The following is a 5,145-nucleotide window of genomic DNA, read 5'->3' as shown; positions in this document are numbered from 1 at the left end:
TGATGTTGACTGATACACCGCTATCGCCAGCAGGCTGGCTCCCACAGGTTTTTGGGTGATGACGATTTACTGGGTATACGAACTCACCGCCGAACGCGGAATCACCGGCTGGTTATCGTTGGAAATCGTCACTTCCACCCGACGATTCTGTGCCCGACCCGAGGTGCTGGTGTTATCCGCGACCGGATATTCCTTGCCATAACCCTGGGCCACGATGCGCGTTGGTTCGACGCCCATCTTCACCAGCGCCATGCGCACGGAGCCGGCGCGACGTTCCGACAACGACTGGTTGTGAGACGCCGTACCGGTGCTGTCGGTATAGCCTTCCACAATCGCTTTACGGTCAGGGTTTTCCTGAAGGTACTGCGCCAGTTTGTTGATGTTCATCAGACCGTTGGATTTCAGCTCGGCCTTGTCGGTGGCGAACAATACGTCGCCGAAGGTTACCAGCGTGCCGCGATCGGTTTGCTTGGCGTTGAGGCTGTCCTTCAACTGTTTGATCTGCTGGTCACGCGCATCCAGACGGGCTTGAGCGCGTTGCGCGGAAGCGTTCTTCAGGTTGGCCTCGGCGGTGCGCAGGGCGATGGTCTGTTTTGCCACTTCGACACGCTGATTGGTCAGGTAGGCCAATTGATCGACTTTGGCTTGGTCTTCCTTGTCCAGGAAAGCCTTGTCAGCCTTGTCCAGATAATCACTGGCTTCTTTGGTTTCCAGCGCCGCGACTTTGCTCGCCTGCGGATTGGCTTGCAGGCCGGAATAGTTCGAGCGGGCCTGTTCAAGGTTGGCATTGGGTGGTGTGGAGCAGGCAGCCAGGGCAACGCTTGCAGCCAGCAGGGCAGGGATCATCAGTTGTTTGGAATTCATGGTGTCGTCCTTTTAGTCGATTGAGAAATACGTCGTGCCACGCCGTTACTGAACGGTGCGCTGGCTTTCCTGACGCAGTTCCTGAACTCCTTTCTGAGAGTCCTTCACAGACTGTTCGGCTTTCATCGCCTGGGCTTTGCGTTCGGCGACGCGAGCATCCCACTCAGCTTGTTCGGCCAGGGTTTTGGCCTGGTCGTACTTTTTGTCATGCATGGCGATTTCGGCTTGTTTGAGCTTGTCCTGGGCGGCTTTCATTTCCACGGCGGCAAACTCGGTTCCGCCCGCGCTGACAGCGTTGTTGACCGCAGACTCGGTGACGGCGAATTGCTCGGTGGGTGGATTGCCGGCGCAACCGGCCAGCACGAGACTGCCGCCGATGGCCAGTGCCGCCATTTTCAAGCCATGCATTGGGGTGAAAGAAGATTTGCCAGTTCGAATTTTCATGGGCTTCAACTCCATTGGGCTAACTCCTGAACAACATGAACATCCATCCTGGGCAAGGAGCCGTAACCATCATTTTCAAGGTGTTTTGAAACGGCCGTCCCAGGCGGGCTTACTGGGATGGACCCGGGGCGTTTTTTAAAAGTTCAGAGAAATTGCCTGATGCCTGAAAAACGGGCGAGGCTCTAACGCGAGAGTTTTGCGGTGATCCCCTGTAGGAGCTGCCGCAGGCTGCGATTTTTTGATCTTGCTTTTGAACAATCAAAAGATCGCAGCCTCGTTGCACTCGACAGCTCCTACGGGTATCGGGAGCGAAGGGAAATCAGTGTTTCTGCTTGTCGTTACCCGCCGACAAATCATGCAAATGCCGACGTGACAACGCCAGGAAACGCGGAGTCGGGCCGATGTCTTCGTACAGTGGGTCGCCTTCCTCATCGGTCGCCACCACCGTCGAGCCCTTCACATAGGGAAAGCTTTTTTCCAGTTCTTCCAGGGCGGCGCCGATCAACTCGCCGAGCAGTTCTTCTGGATGTCTTTTAGGGTACATCTCGGTAATGGCCGCCAGCCGTGCGGCGGCTTCGACGTCAAGGTGAATCGTGTAGCCGGTCTTGGTCAGGCGACCCTTGGCGTTTTCTTCCCAATGCTGGGCAAGTTCGCGAATTTTCATGATGACCTCATTGCGCGCCTGCTCGTGGCAGGCCAGGAAAGTGTCCGGCACAGGCCGGCGAAAGCCGTTGTACGGCTTACTGTTCAGACTAGCTCCAACAGGCAGGGTTTAAAGTCCCTTCGTCGTCTGGCTTGTAAGAAGGCATCTGGAGCGGCACTCTTAAAGTTCTAGGCCGCCCGGAATTTTCGCTGGAGAACTGCTGATGACCGATATTGATGCACGCTTGCGCGAGGACGTTCACCTGTTGGGTGAGCTGCTGGGCAACACCATTCGTGAACAGTACGGGGACGGCTTCCTCGACAAGATCGAGCAGATCCGCAAAGGCGCCAAGGCTGACCGTCGTGGTTCCATGGATGCCGAGCTGAGCGCCAGCCTCAACCAATTGACCGAAGACGAATTGCTGCCGGTCGCGCGGGCGTTCAACCAGTTTCTCAACCTGGCCAACATCGCCGAGCAATACCAGTTGATTCACCGCCGCGAGGAATCCCGGGCGGCGCCGTTCGAAGCGCGAGTACTGCCGGAGCTGCTTGCTCGCCTGCGTGCCGAAGGGCATGGCGCCGAGTCTCTCGCTCGTCAATTGGCTCGGTTGGAAATCGAATTGGTGCTGACCGCGCACCCAACCGAAGTCGCGCGTCGCACGCTGATCCAGAAATACGATGCCATCGCCGCACAATTAGCGGCCCTGGACCACCGCGATTTGACCAGCGCCGAACGCGAGCAGATCAAGTCGACGCTGCAACGTCTGATCGCCGAAGCCTGGCACACCGAAGAAATCCGCCGCACGCGACCGACACCTGTTGATGAAGCGAAGTGGGGCTTTGCGGTGATCGAGCACTCGCTGTGGCAGGCGATCCCCAATTATCTGCGCAAGGCCGACCAGGCCCTGCATGCCGCCACCGGTCTGCGATTGCCTCTTGAAGCAGCGCCTGTTCGCTTTGCCTCCTGGATGGGCGGTGACCGCGATGGCAACCCCAATGTGACCGCATCGGTCACTCGCGAGGTGTTGCTGCTGGCGCGCTGGATGGCGGCCGATTTGTACCTGCGCGATGTCGATCAACTGGCGGCGGACCTGTCGATGCAGCAGGCCAGTGAAGCGCTGAAGGCCAAGGCCGGTGACAGCGCCGAACCGTATCGGGCGGTGCTCAAGCAACTGCGTGAACGCCTGCGCGCCACGCGCAACTGGGCGCACACGGCATTGACGACGCCGACCTCTGCGCCGGCCGATGTGCTGCAAGACAACCGTGACCTGCTTGATCCGCTGGAGCTGTGCTACCACTCGTTGCATGAGTGCGGCATGGGCGTGATTGCCGACGGTCCGTTGCTCGACTGCCTGCGTCGGGCGGTGACGTTTGGCCTGTTCCTGGTGCGCCTGGACGTACGTCAGGACTCGTCACGGCATAGCGCGGCCATGACTGAAATCACCGATTACCTGGGTCTTGGTCGCTATGAAGACTGGAGCGAAGAAGAGCGCATCACTTTCCTGGCCCGCGAACTGACCAACCGTCGACCGTTGCTGCCCGCCCATTACAAGCCGTCCGCCGACACCGCCGAAGTGCTGGCGACCTGTCGGGAAATCGCCGCGGCACCGGGGGCGTCCCTGGGTTCTTATGTGATCTCCATGGCGGGGGCTGCTTCCGACGTACTGGCGGTGCAGCTGTTGCTCAAAGAGTCCGGCGTGTTGCGGCCTATGCGCGTGGTGCCCTTGTTTGAAACCCTCGCCGACCTCGACAACTCCGGTCCTGTCATCGAGAAACTGTTGCTGTTGCCGGGCTATCGCGCGCGCCTGCAAGGTCCGCAGGAAGTGATGATCGGCTATTCCGACTCGGCCAAGGACGCTGGCACCACGGCGGCCGCGTGGGCGCAGTATCGGGCGCAGGAGCGGTTGGTGGACATCTGCCGTGAGCAGCAAGTGGAACTGCTGTTGTTCCACGGTCGCGGTGGCACCGTGGGCCGTGGCGGCGGTCCGGCACACGCGGCGATTCTGTCGCAGCCACCGGGTTCGGTGGCGGGGCGTTTCCGCACCACCGAGCAGGGGGAAATGATTCGTTTCAAATTCGGCCTGCCGGACATCGCCGAACAGAACCTCAATCTGTATCTGGCCGCGGTGCTCGAAGCGACTTTGTTGCCACCGCCGCCACCTACACCTCAATGGCGTCACTTGATGGATGAACTGGCGGCAGACGGTGTCAGCGCTTACCGCGCCGTGGTGCGGGAAAATCCGCAGTTCGTCGAGTACTTCCGCCAGTCCACCCCGGAACAGGAATTGGGGCGGCTGCCACTGGGCAGTCGTCCAGCCAAGCGGCGTGCCGGCGGAATAGAAAGCCTGCGGGCGATCCCGTGGATCTTCGGCTGGACCCAGACGCGCCTGATGCTGCCAGCCTGGCTCGGTTGGGAAGCGGCATTGAGCAAGGCCCTGGAGCGCGGCGAGGGCGAGCTGTTGGGACAAATGCGCGAGCAGTGGCCATTTTTCCGTACCCGCATCGATATGTTGGAAATGGTTCTGGCCAAGGCCGACGCCGAAATCGCGCAGTCCTACGATGAGCGTTTGGTTGAGCCGGACTTGCTCCCTTTGGGTGCGCATTTACGCGACCTATTGTCGCAGGCGTGCTCCATCGTACTGGGGATGACCGGTCAGTCGCAGCTGCTGGCACATAGCCCAGATACCCTGGAATTCATCCGGTTGCGCAACACCTACCTTGACCCGCTTCATCTATTGCAGGCCGAGTTGCTGGCCCGTTCACGGCAACAGGATGTGGCGCAGGGCAGCCCCGTGGAACAGGCGCTGCTGGTGTCTGTAGCGGGGATTGCCGCCGGTTTGCGAAATACCGGCTAAGGTTTTTGCCGTGGGGGACGGGCACTCGGTGGTGGCCTCGAGTGCCTTGGGGCGTGGCATTGAAAAGTGCTGCCAGGCGACAGTTAATGATGGGGTTGCGACTTGGGTTACTCCATCGCAGGGTCACATCAGACGCAGGTTTCTCCGACTTTTGGCGGCTTGTGTGGTCCGGGCCTGCTGTGTATCTTGAGCAGCCTTTGGCCGTTTGGGCGGTCACGACCCTATTTTTGAGATTGGCCCCACGAGGCGAATCTGACGTTATCCATATAAAAAATTGAGGAGCACATCGATGCGCGTCATTCTGCTGGGAGCTCCCGGGGCCGGTAAAGGTACTCAGGCT

General features: G+C 59.7%; 4 protein-coding genes. 1 reads left to right on the top strand and 3 read right to left on the bottom strand.

The window, feature by feature from the left end:
* Positions 1 to 66: 66 nt before the first annotated feature.
* The 3 genes from ACRESJ_RS14770 to ACRESJ_RS14760 all read right to left on the bottom strand — a co-directional run bounded on the left by ACRESJ_RS14770 (position 67) and on the right by ACRESJ_RS14760 (position 1,972).
* Positions 67 to 864 carry an OmpA family protein gene (locus ACRESJ_RS14770; protein ID WP_431758550.1) on the bottom strand — a complete coding sequence of 266 codons (798 nt, stop codon included), beginning with the start codon at positions 862 to 864 and terminating at the stop codon, positions 67 to 69.
* 45 nt (positions 865 to 909) lie between these two features.
* Positions 910 to 1,323, bottom strand: coding sequence for a DUF4398 domain-containing protein (locus tag ACRESJ_RS14765; protein ID WP_431758549.1), 414 nt, complete (start codon positions 1,321 to 1,323; stop codon positions 910 to 912).
* Between the two features lie 304 nt (positions 1,324 to 1,627).
* Positions 1,628 to 1,972: a hypothetical protein gene (locus tag ACRESJ_RS14760; RefSeq protein WP_056856277.1), complete on the bottom strand. Its 345-nt coding sequence runs from the start codon at positions 1,970 to 1,972 to the stop codon at positions 1,628 to 1,630.
* A 202-nt stretch (positions 1,973 to 2,174) separates the two neighbouring features.
* Here ACRESJ_RS14760 and ppc point away from each other — a divergent pair, with 202 nt between their 5' ends.
* A complete protein-coding gene (ppc, locus tag ACRESJ_RS14755) occupies positions 2,175 to 4,805 on the top strand; it encodes a phosphoenolpyruvate carboxylase (RefSeq protein ID WP_431758548.1) in 2,631 nt (876 codons plus the stop codon).
* Positions 4,806 to 5,145: the final 340 nt, after the last annotated feature.

Origin of the sequence: Pseudomonas sp. (genome assembly GCF_050739655.1) — a bacterium.
Classification (GTDB): Bacteria; Pseudomonadota; Gammaproteobacteria; order Pseudomonadales; family Pseudomonadaceae; genus Aquipseudomonas.
Note: the sequence above shows the minus strand (reverse complement) of the source record. Positions and strands in the feature narration are given on the sequence as shown.